Genomic DNA, 18,460 nt, shown 5'->3' with positions numbered 1-18,460 from the left:
ATTGACTTAGTTATGAAAGGCTGCAAATTACATTTTAAAATAACTCTTGATCAGCTTGATGAAATCAGGTCCTGGCTTGTTGAAGAAGAAAAAGCTTCGGGAGAAGGTTTTTTATGTAACTGGTCCTCCATTGCACAATCTTACCAGGATAAAAAACTTGGTATACTGACAATGAATAAACAGGCCATTGGTTTCATCACATGGTTTGAATGGGAAAAGGTTGCCAGAATTCAATTAGCAGAAATAAGACTTGGGTATCGACGGAATGGTTACGGGAAATATATTGCTGAAGAATTATTTTTCAGATTAGAAAGAATCGGGATTAAGGTGGTGGATCTTCATTGTCAACCAGCATCTTCTGAAAAAATTTGGAAGCGTTTGGGGTTTAAAAGGTTTCCAGAAGTCAAAGATTTTGAACGGGAAAATTCTACTAAGGGGCGTTACCTGTATAAGATTTTGGTTCCGCATCTCAAGCCAACGAGATATCGAGCTTCGCGGGAAGCTGTCAAGTTGTGGTACTCAGAACCTCATATTGTAAGGATAAGAGCGGCAGATTTGATCTGGCATCCCAAATTCGAAAAAGGCACAAGAAATTTGATAAAGCCAATTATCCATCCGGCGAAACGCGATTGGCAGATTAGTTGGGATAAACTGACAGAGATTTCAAGAACAGATAAAATCAAATACTTTAGCAGGAACGAAATTGACTTTGGTAACTTTATATTCATTAACACTCTACCGCTGTCTTAACGCGTGAAATCCGAAAAAATACGGGCACGAGCTTATTGTTCAAAGTTTATTTGGATTTCATATTAAATTTAATGCCAATCAGTCTTCAAATCAATGTGGATGTTAATAGAAAGTTCGCCAACTGCTTCTCCATTTGTAACACGTTTACTTCAGGCATATTCCCTCTTGATCAGCTCGCAGAGTAAAGTTCTCTTTGGAAATCAGGGAGCCATAATAAATTGAATTGAAGCATTCTGGCTTAAGACTGGCAATAAAATTTTCTTGTCCTTTGTAATCCAAACCATTTAATACGATGCGGAGGCAACTCTCTATTAATCATTTGAAAACTCATGTGAGCCGGGATGACACCGAATGCATTTAGAAACCTTAATTAAATTTTCAAATTCAGTTTGTAACTTCCTATCAAGAAAGAAAAAATGCCGAAGTAATGTATAAATCAGACCTACGCGAACTTATCTAGTCGAAAATTATAAACTCGTACCTTCTCCACTATCAGACAATTGAGATGATTACTTAAACTGCCCAAATTGGGTTAATTATTTTGGTTTATCAATTTAAACCAAAATGATTAATCCAAGACGATCGCTGCCGCTTGAATCGATCTACTTCCACTTAGCAGTGAGTATAATTGTCTCGTTGTGAGGCTTGTTTTCCTCAGGCATCTTGTCAATTTTGATCACTACGGGCAGGTCGGCAGACAACCCTGCTAATACACATCCTCCTTGGGGCAAGATAGAGAGACTGTCAAACGAGATCTTGTCAAGGTAAGAAACTGTACGGGCAATGGCCTCAATATCCTTGTTATTGATAAGCCTATGCAAAAGATAATTGTGGAGCTGCGAAATAATTGTATCTGAGATGTCATAGGGCCTTTGGCTCGAAATGGTTAAAAAAACACCAAATTTACGGCCTTCCTTGATAATTTCTTCAAACGTTTCCAAACGATAGTCCTTCCATGTTTCGCTTTCCCTGATAGAGTTTCGGGAGAGAATATTATGTGCTTCATCGACGATAATGTTCAAGTATTTCTCTCTTTTAAGATTTTTGAACTTGTAATACTCATAGTAATATTTGCAGATTACCAACGGGATAATTTTTTTCATCTCGACATTGACATCGTTGAGATTGATGATGATCAGTGGCCTGCCATTATTGATTACCTTATCATCGTTTACTACTGCGAAAACTTTCGTTATCTCATTGAACTTAGCTTCTAAGCGATTATACAATGGACCTATATGCTCTTTGGAATAGTATCCCTTACCTATCACATCAAAGTAGTTAAGAATAATCTGCATCCGAATCCTAGTGAACGCATTGAGTTTTGTAACATCGACGGTAATAAGAAATACGATTTCCCTTAATTTCTCAAGAAAAGAAGTAGCATCTGCATTGTGGTCAATTTTTTCTAGCACAAGTTGGGTTCCATATTTAACAACCAATCCACTCTTCAGTCGATTCCTGACATCCCTGATATTTGGAAACAATGTTCCAGAGGAAACACTCAGTTTTAAAAGTTCATCCAAAAAATAGATATGGAAATCCTTATCAAGTGATTTGGATCCTTGGGTTAATACTGTGGCAATCGAAGCAAAAATCAGGTTTCTTATTCCGTCTTCCGAAGAAGAATTAGTGACTAGACTTTTTTTGGTAAGACAGCTATTCAAAAATGGTTTCTGCGTTTGATCAGTTGCCTTTAGCAGAATAGACCAAAAGGTCAAGTCATTTATTTCACTTTCTGGAATAGGAAAACGGTCTCCGTCGCTTTTTGAGGTGGAAAGAAAAAATCTAGTTTTAAGCTCCTTATCAATGATAATATTATCATTGTCACCCTTGACGGCATATTCACCATTAAAATCAATAAGCACGAACTTCGCATTCTCCTTGAACCTGTCATGCGACTTATACTTAGATAGCAATTGGTGGTAAAGTTTAGATAGCGAATAGGATTTCCCGCTTCCTGTATTTCCAAAGATACCTATATGACTGGCAAATAGCTTATCCACCCCAATTTCAATCTTTGTGTTGGTTTCGTTTAACAAAGAACCCAAGAGGATCTTATCATCTTCTGGCTTGGCGAAACTGTGTATGCAATCAAACTCCCGATTGTCGAGCAGGTAGCAATCATTGTCTATCAGAGGTAGTTCTTTCAATCCTTGCCGGAAAACGGATTTTTCCACATAACCGACCAATATCACATTCAGAAAGCGCTTAATCTTGTTCCTATTATTGAAATAATTGTTATCCTCGATATCCTTGTCCTCAGAAATGAATTCTCCTTCAATCTTTCCTATTATTTCATTATATCCCTTTGCGATTTTCACATAAGAACCGACCGAAACGTTCTTTACAACTTTTCCGTCAAAAAGTAGGTGAGGTGCATTTTTATTCTTATCGACCTTAACTAAGATGTTCTTTCCCTTTACCTCACTCACTGCCCCAATCCTAAGGATCGAATCTGCCGTAAAATGATCCTTACTGCGCTCGTTCTCCATTCTCGGCCTCCTTTGTTTCTGGTGTTGGTGCGTCCTCTTTTGAAACTGTGCTTGCTGAATGTTCAAATTGATTAGCCAGCGGTTGGAAGATTGACTCCACCACCTTTTTGAAATCATAACCAACGAACTCAGTGAACAGATTTTTATATTTGAGTTTTGGAAAGAGTTTTTCCAACTGCGATTTATCCTGATCGTTGAAACTGAATGCGACAACAAGGAGTGTTGGATTGGAATTCAGTGCTCGGTAGGTAATCTGACGGATATGTTCATCGGCAAACGAAAATCCAGTCACAAACAGAACCGAATTTTCTCTTTCAAGGATATTGGAATACATGCGCATCTGCTCATAATACTCCAACCTAAGCGTAGTGTTCTCGAACTTTTCTTTGGTAGGATTGATCATAACCAATTTATCGTACTCGACAGAAAAAGTTGTCAGTGCTGCATTTTCACCCCTTACCAGCGCCATCGCCTGTGTTTCGGTCTTGAGCTCGTCATAAGTCTTCAGTGTCCATTCCCCTCCTATATCTTTGGTAAGGGCACTGAGGTACTCTTCCGGAAAAGTGATATTATTTAGGGCCTTCATAGCCGTAAGACTGGAATTGTACCTGATCTCGCCCTCTATTGATTTGTCCCATGTTAATGACCCATGTAGCTTGAAAAGGTTGAAAAGCGGAAGCTCAGAACTGATATTGTACTGTGAACTGCTCTTATAGAACGATTTCTGATAGTTCGATGTGTTGAAGGTAGGAACAAACTTGCCCGAAAAACCATCGTTGAACTCTAGCCCCAAATTATCAAGCCAGACGTCGATGAATATATCCATATTCGTGGTAAAAAGATTGATCTCTTTTGGCAGCAACTTGTTCCTTCGTTTAAGCAGTAAAATATTTAGAGATTGTAGAAACCTAGAATAATTGTCATTGGTTTCAGTGAAAACTGAAACCTTTCCCTCTTCTAGGGTAAAAGTATCATCGACTAGTTTCAAATTTCCCTTGATGCATTTCTGAAAGTACCAATTTTTGATGGAGACATCCAATATCCTGAACCAGGCTTCCTTTTTATTTGCATCTGTCTCTCCGTCGAGGAAAGTCAACAATTCTTCGATATTCTTCAAGGTCTCGAGATAATTCCTTGAAGCGCCAGAACCAATCAAAAAATTGAAATGGCTGCTCTCTATTATTTTTAATATTCTTTCGTTATCCATGAGTGCGTTTAATAAAAATATCGGAATTGTAAAGACAAGTCTACAATTCCTTTTTTGGATTCTTAAAGCTAAGAATTTTAAGGAAATAAATTAATCACCCAAATAAAACGCACGTCTGCTGATCAAACGAAGGAAAGTATGCCTACTGTCATAGTCCAAACCATTATATAATAAGGGATAAAATTTGATCGAAATTTAAGCGACGACCAAAATGCTTATTCTATTTAGCAAGAATTGGAAGCCGTTGAAAAAATCAACTTAACTGGATCTCTTTTGAGCAAATCACTAAATGAAAGCCCAGCAATATTTCAGACTAAATTTATTTCAGGTAAGGTGGAGGCAATCTAATCTATTTCATCTAGTGAACCATAGAATACCATCTCTTGTTTAAATTTATTCAGTTTTTTCTCGCTTCTACACATCGTAAATTTAACTACGGATACAAATTTTCTTTACCATATTTTTCATAGTAAGCCTCTACCCTGTGAATCGTGTCTTCAAAGTCGGTATAGAAGTTAGATCGACGTATGGTCGACTCTACCAAACCAGCGAAAGAGGCATAATCTAGATCTAAATCTGGTATGCCTCTTTTCTTTTTAAGGATAATCTGCTGAAAATGAGCGACATAAAAAACACAAAATTTATTTCACAAGTTCGAACCTTATCAATTTTTTTTTTCATAAGTTATACCCCTAGGGAAGAGGATTTGTTGCTTAGTATGATAATCGCCTGAAACCCCACTTTAAAGGCAACTCAAGGGCATATTCTACCGCTAATTTAGTGCATTTCAGAATGTTCAAACTTTTACTAAACAGGGTAACCAATGTGCGTTCAATTTCAGACTTCTCTAAAGCTTACTTTTAATAGCTTTTCCTTTAAAGTATCTGATCCAGTTCCTCTTCGATATACTTTTCCTTGAGCTTGTTTATCTTCCGGTTGATTTCACTGTGCTGATTTTCAGGTTCCATCAAATCATCCTTTCTATTTTCTGAAAGTTGATTAAAAGTAGCTGCGACCTGCGCTATTAGTAAATCAAGATAAGTTCGAACCCCGTATCAAGGACAAACTCCTTTTCCCGGCAAACGCATTATCTGTGATGTCAAAACTGGTAAAGCATATTTGCAAATCTTAAGTATTTTTTCCCCATAGGTGTACTCAAGTCCAAAGAAAATTTATTCAACTCTTGTTCAAAAGAATGGGTGTTTATTCTTAGACCTGATTGATACCAGGTTTACACCAACATTACCCTTTGTTTACCCCTTGGTTACCTATTGGTTACCTAAGGGGTAATAAATAGGTAATAAAAAGGTTAACAAGGGGTAACCAACTAGTCTTTTTTGGGTCAATCTGGGTGGTTTACAGTTTTTTCGGACATCGACTCATCGCAGCACATTTTAAAAATCATAAGTTCTCATAACAATAAGCCATACGCTTGCAAATACAACACAAACAACTCAATATCAATCATTTATATAATATGCATTAACACACCTCTATTGTATTTAACTTCCTCTTTTAAGAAATCGTGCCGAAATCGCAACGCTCAAAACACACATACGAACCATAGAGAAGATAAAACAATTCTGAGAAGCAGTTGGATGAGCGCAATTCGATTATGTTTCCAAAAACAAGGAACTTTAAAAAGTATTGTTGTGGCGTTTATCTGAAGAAAGAACTTCGCTAAAAAAACTTACATACGAACAGGCAGAACTTTTGGAGATCATGCGGAAGTTTACCGCGCCGTAGTGGCTTTACTTGCTTCTGGAATTTATTAGCTTAACATGCATAGTTCTATCAACAGCAGCATATTTTGTGGGCTTAATGTACAATGTGATCATGTTGCGTGAAAAAATTAATGAAGCCATATCTTTCTTACTTAAACAAAGTTATCAAAGCCTTAAATCTTAGCCTTACAATGTTGTCGCGAAATAAACTTCAAACATATAAATATTGGTTAATTGCCCAGATTTTCCTAAATTACATTAAGTTCTCTGTATGTAAACCGACTAACCATGTAGACATACAAAAAGGATTTTTACAGAAATCCGCAGCAATACAAATTCCCATCCCGAAGAAAAATCCCTTGCATTAGAAGTTATTAGACTTTTAGATAATTTGTTATGAACCGAATGTCTGCACTTCAATACGGGATTATATTCTTGTGTTTTGTGATGAATATGTGTGATGGAATGGATGTAATGGCCGTTTCTTACACAGCAAAAGAAATTTCTACAGAGTGGGGTGTTTCGCCCAAAACTTTTGGACTGGTTTTTAGCGCCGGTTTAATTGGCATGGGATTGGGCGCATTAATACTTGCACCACTTGCCGATCGTGCAGGGCGAAAAGCGCTAATTTTAATCAGCCTGAGTATGATGGGAATTACCAGTTTATTAACCAGTCTGGTAGATTCTATGGCTATTCTTATTGCTGCACGTGTACTTACCGGCCTTGGTTTGGGTTGTCTACTGGCTTGTATCAATGTACTTGCCGCCGAATATTCTTCTGCTAAAAATCGAAATTTTTGGGTAAGTTTTGTTGGATCGGGTTACCCTGCCGGAGCAATGCTTTCTGGTTTTTTTGCAGATTACGTAATTATAGAATATGGTTGGCGTGCATTTTATGTTGTTGTTGGTGTTTTGACGCTTTTAGTTGTTCCGCTGGTGATGATTTTCATCAGAGAATCTTTCGATTTTCTATTGAAGAAGCAACCAAAAAATGCATTAGAACGGTTAAATAAAATCTATAGATCTATGCATGTTGAAGAGCTAAAAGCGCTTCCGCCGCAAAACAAAGTAAAATCAAAATCGTCTATCCTGAATTTATTTTCAAAGGGATTAAAACGCTCTACCATTATTATGTGGGCTGCATTTTTCTGTTGTTTTGGCTCTTTTTATTTTTTAACAAGCTGGATTCCCAAACTGGCTTCAGACTTCGGGTTTTCTGATGTCCTGGCCATTTACGCCGGTCTAATCTTTAGTCTTGGTTCTATGTTGGGTGTACTGTCTCAAGGCTATTTATCTACCAAATTGGGTATAAAGGGAGTAATTGGTTTTTACTTAATTGTGGGCGGAGTACTCATGTCTTTATTTGGTTTATTTACCAACCAGGTACTCTTGCTTTGCCTGTTTGCCTGCATTGGTTTTGGCATTCAGGGTGGTTTAATAGGTTTATATGCAATTTCTGTAAATGTGTATCCTCCAACTATTCGCAGTACTGGTATTGGTTGGGCAATTGGTATGGGTAGGTTTGGTGCTATTTTAGGTCCAATTGCTGGCGGAATATTCATTTCTCATGGTTTTCTACAGAGCTGAATTTCTTGTTGTTCGCTATTCCATGCATACTTGCCGGAGCGATTATTTTCTTTGTAAAACTGGAGTAAACCTTACATCTATTTTTCTCTAAAAATTCAAATAGCCGCAGCATCCGCCGCGGCTATTTGAATAATATAAACTAAGTTTTTTGAATAGAATTTTCTACAGTTCAAACTTCGCTTTTTAATTTCACCTTTGTGTAAACTTGCTGTTAAAGGATTAACATCCGGGTCTAAAAAATCTTCTGTTGTACCGAAATCCTTTAAGATGTTATTTTACTTTGAGTGCTTTACCGGCGATATCTTCCCAACGATAGTAATGAAAAGTTTTATCATCACTCATGACTACAAATAAACCGTGCTTAAAAGTTTTGTTTAAAGGTACATTCACAACATCAGAACCATCACTTTGGTGTGCCTGCACGTTAACTACTTTGAGCAATTTATGTTCAAAAGGATTTGCTTTACTCCCCTCCCGACTAAACACCTGGAAACGATCTGCGCCCTGATCTGACACCGTAATATAACCTGTTTTATCCGACAGTTTATAAATTGCAATCCCTTCATGATCGGCAGCAAAACCGGTAGTTGCGAATAAGGCAAGTTGCTGATCGCCTTTCTCCGGATCTGCATAATACTGCCGAACGCCAACTTGCTCATCAGAATAATAGATAAAACCCAGTTCATTGTCTACAGCGATAGATTCAATTTCTTTTTTACCGCTAAACGTTCCGAATTTACGCACCAATGTGGCTTTTACATTTCCGGTTCCATCATCTTCCAATAAATATTGCCACAAATAACCGCCATTCGTTGGTCCGTTTTTACGGCCTGCAATTGCATACATTTTACCGTTTTTTGCAGTGTAGATGGAAATACCCATCAAATCGCGAAATTCATTTCCGGTTTCTCCCACAAAAATTTCTATTCCTCCGCCATCAACAGGTTTCATATCAGGCAGAGAAAAAATACGCAACTTATGCGTCATCCGTTCTGTAGCAAGGGCAATATCTGTAGGTTTGCCATTTAGTTTTAAACCATAAGCAAGGTCTACATTATTTGGGCGTTTTAAACCGCGTACTACTTTATCCTGAACAATTTTTCCATCCAGATCAAAAACATATAAAGCACCATCTGCATCTTTATCCGTTCCGATAACCAGACTTTTCTCCGGATTGGCTTTGTTTACCCAAATTGCAGGATCATCTGTATCGTATTTTACCGGTTCAGTAATGATTACCGGTTTCACTTTTGAGGTATCTGTTTTGGGATTGCACACGCTGTTTAAAGCAAGTAAAGCCCAGGAAACTGTACTGATTATATTCATTTATATCTATAAAATTTAAAGTTTAATACCATAAGCACCCACATAGGATGCTGGCTCTGGTGATACATATGTGATTCCATTGGCCGTAGTTAAACCTGCTTTGTGGTGGCGACTAAATGTAGTAATGCCTTTGGTTAATGCAGGTGAATTGCCCTGAAGGTGAAAATCCCAGTTGGTGCTAAAATCTGCATTGTTTACGCTGGTACTTACCGGATAGTTTACAAATTTCGGATCATTTTCTGCAGCAGTTTTTCCACGCGTATCATTGGTACCGCCAACAACATCATTGCTACCAACCTGAAACTGGTTTACCGTAGTTTGATCGTATCCGTAATACCAGTTGTTGCTGTACACAGAACGGGTATCTTCTGGTTTTTTTGGATCGCGTTTTACACCGAAACGGGTATTCGCAAATAAATTATTGTACAAATCTGCACGTACCGTAGATTCTAACCATACAGAACCACCTTTCGCAGTTGGCCTTCTCCAACCGGTGTTGATCATGGTATTGTTGTAAGCAATAATGTAAGCCTGCGGACTGCGATCTCCGGCATTTGATAATTTCAGTGCGTTTGTATTGGCAGAATACACTAAATTATAGGCAACATCTGCAAGGCAGCCAGATTTAAAGTTCATGGCTTCGCCGCCGGTTACGCCTGTTGTATAAAAAAGATTGTTGGCAAAAATGATTTTCCCACCTTCAATATAGGTACAGTCTTCCTGAAAATTCCGGATGATGCTGTTTTGAACAATGAGTTTACCATTTACGTTAGAAAACCATAAAGCAGGCAGGTTTTCGCCGGCAACGGCTTTGTACAAACCCATTTTTACCGATGTTGAGGCATCTGAAGTAGTAGAACCTCCGTACTCCAAGATTGTATGATCCAAAACCAATTCTGTACAAGTTGGACCAGCAAGAATACCGCCCCACATTTTACCAAATTTTTTGGTTGTAGTTTTATACAAATCGTTTACGGTAAATCTAACGGGGTTATCAACCGTACCTAGAGAATATAAATTACCTTTTACCACAATTTCCGGTTTTGCGGTAGTATCCATTAAAACGGTTACGCCTTCTTCTATCGTTAAAGATTTCCCTTCCGGGATAACAATATCTCCTTTAATCTCGTGTACACTTCCTTTTGCCCAAATACCGGAAACCTCGCCAATTGCAGATCCGCTTGCAGATGTCGTATCTACACTGATGTTCGCTTTTTCACATGCTGCGCATGCAACAGCCACAAAGGCCAAAGCTAAAAGTTGTTTTAATTTCATCGTTTTATAATTGAAAAATGCGTTAATATTTAGTTGAATTTGTATCTCAATCCAAGTAAGTAACTTTGGTAATAGTAATCTGAACGGATTAAAGTGCGCCCATTGGAAACCAAATTTTCATTGATCTTCAAATTCTCGTTATTGGTACCTTTAATAAACAATTTGGTTGGTGTATTTAAAATGTTTCCGGCTTTGACAAATACACTTAAACCGCTCTTGAAACGTTTCTCTGCAGAAACATCTACTTGCACGAAACCTTCTTGCCACAAATCGTTATTTAAGAATTGAGAAACAGTGTTAATCCTCGGACCTGTATATGCACCGGCAATTTGTGCGTCCCAACCTTTTTTAGTGTCTTTAAACAATAAAGATAAATTGGCAATATGTTCTGACTGGCCATACAAAGGACGAGACTGATCTACAGAAAAAGCTTCGATATCGCCTGTTGTGGCATTAATTCTTCTTGAAGTTTTTGGCGTAGTAATGCGCGAGTGTGTGTAAGTATAATTTGCTTTGAATCCCAGTTTGCTGATGAATTTGATGTAGTCAATTTCGGCACCGTAGTTTTTGGCTGTCCCGAAATTACCCGGACTATAATAAATATCTTGTCCGCGTACCGCATCTGCCTGAAAAGTATATTCAATCGGGTCTTTTATACGTTTGTAAAATGCGCCCACCAACAATTGTTCAGAAGCACCCGGAAAAAGCTCGTAACGCAAATCATAATTATCTGCCAATGCGCGTTTTAAATTTGGATTTCCGCGTTCCTGATATTCTTCATTTACAATTTTCGAAGGCACAATTTCATAAAAACCTGGGCGGTTTAGTGCTTTGTAATAAGAAGTGTGCAATTGTGCTTTATCTGTTAGATGGTATTTAATAGTAGCACTTGGCAATACATCTGTATAAATCTGGCTTCCGGCAGGGTTAGTTTCTCCTGCAGCAAAAAGTAAATTATATCCTTGGTTGGTATGCTCTACACGCACGCCGCCCAATACTTCAAACTTATCGTTATTGTATTTCAACATTCCGTAACCTGCGCCAATTTTCTCACTTGCATCGTAAGTTAAGGGATTACTTACTGCACCTGTTGGGTTGGTAACCATCAAATTGAGATCGCTGTAGTTGTTAAAGTTTACGCCATACAATAAACCTGCATTGGCAGCAGTTGGCGCCAAAGTATAATTGTTGTAGAAACTGCTTCTTTGTTTATCGCGGTACAAACCACCAACCATTACATCTAAATTTTCTGAACCTTGAAATATTTTGTAGGTTAAATCTAAATATCCGGCTTTATCTTCATCTGTATTGCGCTCCCAACGGCGTTGTACCGGAGAAGTGTTTACCAAAGATGTACGTTTGCTTACAAAGTTCTGCTCAACGCCGTTTAAACTAATGGTGGTATTGTCTGGCACTTCGTTCTTTGCCGAAGAATATACTGCAGACCATTGCACTTTAAACTTATTGTCGAAGAATTTGTGCTCTCCATTCAATGTGCTGTTGTAAATCTGCTGTTCGGTTAAACGGCTACGCGTTGTATAACTCAATTCTGCATTTCCTTTTGCCGGATCGTACACGCCGTTGTAACTGGTGCTTACCGCATCGCGCAATTGCTCATTTTTTAGATTTACATATACATTGTATAAACTGATTTTGTTGTTTTGATCAAAAACGTAGTCAATTTTACCGTGTAAACCCAAACGTTTTTGCTGCTCAGAATATTCGCGATAGCTTTTGCTGGTAATTACAGCATAAGCATCTGTACCTGTAACTGAAGAGTTGTAAAATGTACTGTTGCTGCCGCGATAAGTATTCTGATAACTGCCGGCAAGAATAACGCCAAGCTTATCATTCAGAAAGCGCTGACCGATAGACAGACTGCCAACTACATTTGGTGCTGGTTTTTTTGATGTGTAATCTAAAGTTCCTTTGGTAAAATCGGCTTGTGTAGCATTGTAATTTCGGCCATTAAGTTCATAAGGCGATTTACTGTTGATACCTGACGAATTGAAGCTGGTAAAATTACGGTCGAAAAACATTTGATTGTAACCGCTGGCCAGGTTCGCATTAATCTGCAAACGAGAGGGTGCGTTTTTCATAACCATATTTACAGCGCCACCTACCGCATCTCCTTCTAAATTTGGTGTGAGGGTTTTGTAAACTTCTAAACGGTCTAATAAATCTGAAGGAAACAAATCTAAAGGCACGTAACGGTATTTATTATCCGGACTCGGAATTTTCACACCGTTAACCAACGTGTAGTTGTAACGTTTATCCATACCTCTTAAAATGGCATATTGCCCGTCTCCATTGCTGTTCCGTTCTATAGATACGCCAGATACGCGTTGCAAAACATTGGCAACAGTTAAATCCGGAGAAACCTCAATGGCTTTACCAGAAACGATATTCATAATCTGTGTGGCATTCTGCTCAATCCGGCGCGCATCGCGATCGTTTGAACCACTTGCTGTAGCGCGTGTTACAACCTCGCCAAGGTCATTTGAAGCACTTTCCATGTAAATTTTAACATGTGGTGTATCTTCTTTTAAGATGGTGATAGTTTGTACAACAGTTTGGTACGTAATATACGTTACGCGAATGGTTGCTGTACCCGGTGTAACATCCTTAAACTCGAAAGAACCGTCTAAGCCGGTATTGGCTGTTTTGCCAGATTTTTCTAAAATTACCGTTGCACCAACAAGGGCTTCACCCGATTGTTTATCGTACACGTGGCCTTTTAATTTTGTTGCATTTGCTATAGATACACAAAACAAAAGGGGCAATAGGATTTGTAAAATTTTGTTCATTGATGTTCATTTGATTTGACGGCTCAAAGATGTATAGCATTTAGAAAATGTGTAGTTACAGAAAAGCAACAGCGTTACAACACCCGTAAATTAAAAGGCAACACAACAACATAAAAAACTAATAATCAATTAATTATTTAATTTAAAAACCGCCATTACGTTTTTATTACCGTTACATTAAGAAAATGTTAAGCGTATTTCATGATTTTCTAATGTGTACATTCAACTGGCAAAAACCATTACAAATGTTTACAGAGATTGTATAAAAGCAGACAAATTATCGCCCTGCGGGATGTTTAGTTTTTTGCGCAGGCGGTATCTGGAAACCCGCAAACTATCTGTTGAAATATCCAGCAACGTAGCAATATCAGCAGAATCTAAATTCATTTTAAGCAAGGCTACCAAACGCAAATCTGTTGAGGTAAGTTCTGTGCTGTATTGCTTTAAACTGTCAAAAAATTGCTGATGCACCTGTTCAAATGCCTGGGTAAATTCGCGCCAGTGTTGCTCATGATTAAAACTTTCGTTTATCTCCGTTATAATCTGTTGCATTTGTTTTTTCTGATCGCGTTTTTCATCTTTCACCATCGCCTGTAAAGTACTGCGCAGTTGTTCCAGAAACTGATTGTTTTTAATCAGATTTAAAGTATGCGTAGAAAGCTCTTTACTTTTAAGTTCGAGCTCTTGTTTAAGGCCTTCTTCCTGAAGTTGCTGGTTTTTAAGCTCAAGTTGAACTAGATTATGCTCAACTTCTTTCTGTTTGGCCAGAATATTCTGATCTTTAATTTTAAGGCGATAACGACTAAGGACAACGATACCCAAAACCACGAGTAAGACTGCAATGATTACAACGCCAATTGCAACTATCGCATTCATTTTGCGTACATTATTCAATCGGTCTATTTCTGCGCTTTTCTTATTTATATCATACAATACCTGTAGAAAAGCAGTTTGATCTACACCTTCTTTAGAATACGCTTCTAATGAAAATTTCCGGCTGGCCTCTGCATAATGGTAAGCACTATCCATCTGATTTAAAAGCCCGTACGCTTTTCCTAAGTCTTTTGCACATGCAGCAAGCTGATATAAATTATCTGTTTGCCTGGCCATTGCCATTGCCCGCCGCGATAAAACAATACTTTCTGGATAACGACCAGTTTTGCGCAGAATATCGCCCAGATTATTAACCACTTCTATTGCACCAATTTCGTTGTTCTCTGTCTTATATAACGCCAGAGATTTATTAAAGGCAACGTAAGCAGAATCATATCGCTCCAGATCTTCATAAATACTACCCAAATTTTCGTAAATTTTTGCAGCGCCCTGAGGAAAACTGGCTTCCGTATATTTCTTTAACGCCTGTTTCTGGTAATAAAATGCGCTATCATAACGGTGGCTTTTTTCATACAAATGGCCTATTCCGCCAAGAATACTGGCCTCGCCTTTTAAATTTCTGGTCTGCTTATAGAGTGCCAGCGCTTTGTTATACGCTTGATGTGCTTCTTTAGATTGTTTATTGTAGTACAATAAAATACCCATCTGCCCCATATTTTCAGCCAGAAGATTGGCATCACCAATGGAGGTAAACAACTGATCAGACTGCAGGTAAAATTCCATAGCTTGGGCATAATAGCCCTGGTTATAGCAAATTTGCCCCATTTGCTGTAAAAATTTGCCTTGAGCTGGCAAATCATTTTTTTCTACAGCCTTTGCGTGCAGTTCCTTAAGTGCAACCAGAGAAGAGTTGGGTTGTTTATGCCCCAGTAAACTGGCAGATTTCAATTCTGGTGTCTGCGCATATGCCGGCATCCAAAATAAAGCAGCTAAAAGTATGATTGTAAAGCGATTGAACATGCCAGCGGCGACTTGTTATTAGAACTAGCCGCCGCAAAAGAACTGTTTTATTGTTAACTAATTGTTAACTTAAATACATGATGACTTATCGCATAAAGAAGCAGATTTTAAATGGTAGGAATTAAAGTACCTTAACCAATTCCGGATCGCTTACCACAATTTCTGGTTTGCCTTTAAAATCAATTACTGTTCCTTCAATTGCAAGTGTTTTTCCATCAAGATCTGCCGCTTTTTCTTTTGCCGTTCCTTTTAAAGCCAACGTAAACAACTGATCAGGATAGGCCGCACCAATACTTACCAATACCATACTGCCAATATCTTTAGTACCATACACTTTTCCTTGTACTGAAACTTGTTTGCCAATAAAACTATTGATTTCGCTAATATTGATGGCTACACTTTTCGTTTCTGTTTGGTTAGCCAGATCCCTTTCTTTCACTTGTACATTTTTCAAAATGCGGTTAAGTTCTCCCGATAAACGAATCCCTGCCTGGTTAATGCGTTTCTGAATGGTTTGAATATATTTTTGATAGTACGCTTCGTCTATTTCTTGTCCGGATTTAATTTCACCGTACAAAACCGAGCTAATTTGGTAGCTCTCCCAAATCCAATCCATTGGCGTGCTATTTTGCCAGCGTTTTATTTCTTTTGCACTCGCCTGATCGTACTTCAAGGGAATTTCTGCTTCATTGATACCTTCGTGATCAATCAATCTGCTGTCCCATAAACTGTGTAAATTTGTGCCTTTTCCGTCAAAACGAAGTTGAATGGTATTGCCACCTTTATCTTCCTTACCACTTACATGCATCGGTTGGTGTGCATCTCCAATTAAATGAATAAGGTATTTTAAATCTTCATTTTTATCGGCCTGTGAACGGTTTTTATCCTGAAGTTTTGCTTCTGTAATCAGTATTGCGCCGTATACATTGTCTGCACCTTGCGCTTTTACAGCGGCAACAAACTGATCGTGATTTAATCCCAAAGGGAGATTAATATAATGCCACGGCGCACTTTTGCTATCTCGATTTTCATCTGCCCAGGTACTTACCGCAGCCATATTTTGGCCTTGAAGCAATATAGAAACTGTTTTGGCAATACCAGCATCCAAATGTTTTTCTGCGATGGTTGCAACGGCACGATGGCCTTTAAATCCCCAGGAAATTAATACGACAGACAGTACAAGAAAACATGGGATGAGGATGATTTTTTTCATGGCGCGAATATACTTTCCGCATGTTAAATTACCAGATGCATATTTGTAAAAAGAATGTGCTACTGCATTACGTTCACCTTAAAACGAAACTCTACCTGTACGTTTACCGGTACTCCGTTAACTTTTACGGGCAACCAATCCGCTGGCAGTTGGCTAAATAAATCCAAAACTGCGTTGTCCATATTATACCCCATTGGCTGAACAATTTTACGATCGATCATTTTTCCCTCTTTGGTAACTATTCCTGATAAAATCAGAAGACTATTTTTTTTTGCCATTTTAAACGCATCACTAAGCCGAATGTTTTTGCTGAACACCGAAAAGATTACCGGATAACCGCCAACCATTATCGGTTCTTGCTCGGTTTCTGTTTTTTCTTTCCCATCATCGGATAAAATATATACTTTATAAAATAGTTTACCCTGTTGATAATGGATTACTTCGCCGGTATCAAAATTTATTTGTTGTACCAGTTTATTTTCATCAAAAGCCTGCCAAATACCACTACGTAAATTGTTGCTGTATTGCCCGGTTAGCACAGAGCGCTCAATTACCCGTTTATATTCTCCTTGTTTTATATTTTCATCTGACTGAAGCACGGTGTAATTTTCTTTTATAGTGAAGCCATTGAATTTTTTGCTGGTTCTCACTTTTTTCAAGTCCTGTGCCTGCAGCAAAAAACTACAGAAAATTAAGCAGAGGAATACGGAAAGCCTTTTCATAAGAAGCGTTTTAGATTAATGAAAGTAACTTTTTTTTATCAAACGGGAAGTTAATTTAATAATATTTTCAACACCGAGAACCGGCTGTATTCCACTCATTATCATATTGATTATTATTTTTTCTGCAACGAAGGAAATTGATGTAGCGTTTTTCTGAATGCTTTCGTATCAACTAAAAAATTAAAGCTTTATGAAACGATCATTGCTAATCTTCTTCGCCGTTACGGCACTGGTGTATAGCGCCTGCAAAAAAAATAATGACGGCCCCGGCGAATTGTATGGAAGCTGGAAACTAACGGAAACACTTGCCGATCCTGGAAATGGCAGCGGAAAATACGTAAAAGTTAAGGAACGCAGAATTCTGAAATTTGAACGCTCTGGAAACTTAACCGGAGATATTTTAAGTCCGTTTACGAAGTATAAAGTACTGGATAGTACACGTTTGGAATTGAGCGCAGATAAAATACAAGCTGTAATTTTTTATTATAAAGTAACACAAAAAACACTAACCATTAACCCGCAATGCATTGAAGGCTGCGGATTGCGTTTTATACGAGAGGATTAAACCAAGTGGAAATAGCGGAAGATCAAAGCAAAGTAAGTTTACTTTGTTTTGATTGTTAAAGAATTTTTGGAATTTTTAGGAGAATCGCATTTGCAGAAGCTATTTATAAATATACCTACGCAAAACAACAGCGCTGCCAACAGATATATACTCCGAATCTGCTTCAACATAATTAATTTTACTCCGTATACACGCATATTTTTTTTATTAAAAGAGAAATAAATCTTTAACCTTCTATTTTTCTGTAAAATCTTAAAAAAAGAGCATCCAACATAAATATTGAGGAAACAAATTTGTCACAAAAGGATTTATTTACAAACCAAAAACAATTTGAACAGCAGAATAACTAGGCATAAAATCAAAATTGCTTTAAAAAACAGCTTATATATACGAAAGGTTAAACGAACTCAGACTGCACTCTATTAGAGATTCCGGTTTTGTGCGGTAGCCAATTGCATTTGTTTCTGAACATTTACAACTAAATCCTGAATATCAAAAGGTTTTGCAATAAATCCGTCTGCATTACATTTTGTCAGCATTTCTGCTGGTTTTGCATGTGCGCTCATCATAAGCACTGGCACGCGATTCTTCAGGCCTCCGTTTTTCAACTTCCCACAAACGTCAAAGCCATTGCCGTCGGGCAGCATTACATCAAGTAAAAAAAGATCTGCACTGCGTGTTGGATACGCTGCCATAAAGGTTTGAATATCAGAAAACCCTTCTACTTCATAGTTTTCATCCTCCAAGATTAATTGGATAACTTCCCGAATAGAAGAATCATCTTCCAAAACAATTACTTTTTTTCCCATTTTTTAATTTTCTGATGTTTCCTTTTTAACCGATCTATATCACCTTTCATATTAAACAACCTGAAGATGAATGTTTTGTTTTGTGCGTGTTGTAATAAATCCTAACAATTTACGGTGTTGCAAACT

General features: G+C 37.9%; 12 protein-coding genes. 3 read left to right on the top strand and 9 right to left on the bottom strand.

The features are described from left to right. Positions 1-12: 12 nt before the first annotated feature. A complete protein-coding gene (locus ACJVDH_RS02570) occupies positions 13-750 on the top strand; it encodes a hypothetical protein (RefSeq protein WP_443946010.1) in 738 nt (245 codons plus the stop codon). 602 nt (positions 751-1,352) lie between these two features. Here ACJVDH_RS02570 and ACJVDH_RS02565 read toward each other — a convergent pair. Both ACJVDH_RS02565 and ACJVDH_RS02560 read right to left on the bottom strand, forming a co-directional pair. Beyond that, positions 1,353-3,245: an ATP-binding protein gene (locus ACJVDH_RS02565; RefSeq protein WP_443946009.1), complete on the bottom strand. Its 1,893-nt coding sequence runs from the start codon at positions 3,243-3,245 to the stop codon at positions 1,353-1,355. After that, positions 3,226-4,452 (bottom strand): hypothetical protein, encoded by a 1,227-nt coding sequence (locus ACJVDH_RS02560; protein ID WP_443946008.1) that lies wholly within the window; start codon positions 4,450-4,452, stop codon positions 3,226-3,228. Before ACJVDH_RS02560 ends, ACJVDH_RS02565 begins: the two co-directional genes overlap by 20 nt. A 2,120-nt stretch (positions 4,453-6,572) precedes the next feature. Between ACJVDH_RS02560 and ACJVDH_RS02555 the strand changes: the two genes are divergently transcribed. Further along, entirely contained in the window at positions 6,573-7,763 is a 1,191-nt protein-coding gene (locus ACJVDH_RS02555; protein WP_443946007.1) for an MFS transporter, read from the top strand. A gap of 270 nt (positions 7,764-8,033) precedes the next feature. Here ACJVDH_RS02555 and ACJVDH_RS02550 read toward each other — a convergent pair whose 3' ends face one another. From ACJVDH_RS02550 to ACJVDH_RS02525, 6 genes are all read right to left on the bottom strand, one after another. Continuing rightward, positions 8,034-9,089: a phytase gene (locus ACJVDH_RS02550; protein ID WP_443946006.1), complete on the bottom strand. Its 1,056-nt coding sequence runs from the start codon at positions 9,087-9,089 to the stop codon at positions 8,034-8,036. Between the two features lie 15 nt (positions 9,090-9,104). Next, the gene (locus ACJVDH_RS02545; RefSeq protein WP_443946005.1) at positions 9,105-10,364 is read right to left on the bottom strand and encodes a right-handed parallel beta-helix repeat-containing protein; all 1,260 of its coding nucleotides are present in this window, start codon (positions 10,362-10,364) and stop codon (positions 9,105-9,107) included. A gap of 29 nt (positions 10,365-10,393) precedes the next feature. Further along, positions 10,394-13,171 (bottom strand): TonB-dependent receptor domain-containing protein, encoded by a 2,778-nt coding sequence (locus ACJVDH_RS02540; RefSeq protein WP_443946004.1) that lies wholly within the window; start codon positions 13,169-13,171, stop codon positions 10,394-10,396. A gap of 249 nt (positions 13,172-13,420) precedes the next feature. Then, the gene (locus ACJVDH_RS02535) at positions 13,421-15,025 is read right to left on the bottom strand and encodes a tetratricopeptide repeat protein (protein ID WP_443946003.1); all 1,605 of its coding nucleotides are present in this window, start codon (positions 15,023-15,025) and stop codon (positions 13,421-13,423) included. 121 nt (positions 15,026-15,146) lie between these two features. Then, positions 15,147-16,238, bottom strand: a complete 1,092-nt coding sequence (locus ACJVDH_RS02530; protein WP_443946002.1) for a S1/P1 nuclease — start codon at positions 16,236-16,238, stop codon at positions 15,147-15,149. Positions 16,239-16,297: 59 nt separating this feature from the next. Beyond that, positions 16,298-16,960, bottom strand: a complete 663-nt coding sequence (locus tag ACJVDH_RS02525) for an energy transducer TonB (RefSeq protein WP_443946001.1) — start codon at positions 16,958-16,960, stop codon at positions 16,298-16,300. A gap of 190 nt (positions 16,961-17,150) precedes the next feature. Here ACJVDH_RS02525 and ACJVDH_RS02520 point away from each other — a divergent pair, with 190 nt between their 5' ends. Further along, positions 17,151-17,525 (top strand): hypothetical protein, encoded by a 375-nt coding sequence (locus ACJVDH_RS02520; protein WP_443946000.1) that lies wholly within the window; start codon positions 17,151-17,153, stop codon positions 17,523-17,525. Positions 17,526-17,947: 422 nt separating this feature from the next. Here ACJVDH_RS02520 and ACJVDH_RS02515 read toward each other — a convergent pair whose 3' ends face one another. Continuing rightward, entirely contained in the window at positions 17,948-18,334 is a 387-nt protein-coding gene (locus tag ACJVDH_RS02515; RefSeq protein WP_443945999.1) for a response regulator transcription factor, read from the bottom strand. Positions 18,335-18,460: the final 126 nt, after the last annotated feature.

This window comes from Pedobacter terrestris, assembly GCF_052343045.1.
In the GTDB taxonomy this organism is placed as follows: Bacteria; Bacteroidota; Bacteroidia; order Sphingobacteriales; family Sphingobacteriaceae; genus Pedobacter.
This window is presented reverse-complemented; position numbering and strand designations above follow the sequence as displayed.